The 799-nt window shown below is 55.4% G+C and carries 1 protein-coding gene; it reads left to right on the plus strand.

Annotation, left to right across the window (positions count from 1 at the left end; translation table 11 throughout):
- The coding region (locus AC1DQP_RS21115) for a hypothetical protein (protein ID WP_478052510.1) at positions 1-407 on the plus strand (407 nt) is incomplete at its 5' end.
- Positions 408-799 lie beyond the last annotated feature (392 nt).

Raw genomic sequence — 799 nt, forward strand, 5'->3', positions numbered from 1 at the left:
GCGCAAAGAGACGAAAAAGCGGAAGGTCTGTGGCAGTCCTTTGTTGCGATTACAACAGCTTCCAGACCTATATGAGGGCAGGGGCGTATCGCGATCTATTTGTCCCTGTCGCTGCGAGAGAAGACATCGGTACGATACCTAGTAAGGGTGTCCGCTTCGTCTTTTCAATGCCAGAGTTTGTTGCCGGGCTGCAGTTTGATGAAGTCTATCTGCTTGATGTCAGTAGCCTGGTCCTGTTTGCTGAGGACGGGGCAGGGGCTATGGACAAAAGGCGTGGGTTGGCCACGCTTTATCTTGGCGGAAGTCGCGCCATGACAAGACTTCACATTTACTCTGTTTCGGACGCCGGTGGTGTCCCCACGTTGATGAAGAGAGCTCTTGAGCTCGGGATCTGTGAGGAGGCGTAGTTGTTTTCTCCCATGAGGCCGCCTCACTAGGTGGGGCGGCTTTGACCTGAGAGTCGGCGCCGATTGCCCTGGGTTCTGAGGACGCTACGAGCTATAAGGTATGGCTTGTCTGTTCTGGCTGCTGGAGCAGTGCACGGGCCGCAACGGTGGCTTATAAGGGGCTTACGGTTAGCGAAGTAGCTCTAACCTGTATCCCGTACAATCGCCCGGGCAATGGACAGTCAGGTCGGAGCGCGACATCTGGTTGGCATTGGTTCATGCCGGTCCGCTCGGCCGGAGTCGGACTTATGCAATCAGTTGTTTGTCGCTTAGATCGCTCGCCGGAGTCAGTCGGCTGGGTTCGTAATGCGTAGGTCGTAGGTTCGATTCCTATTTCCGGCACCAGTTGTACG

The organism is Stenotrophomonas sp. P5_A8 (assembly GCF_056400545.1).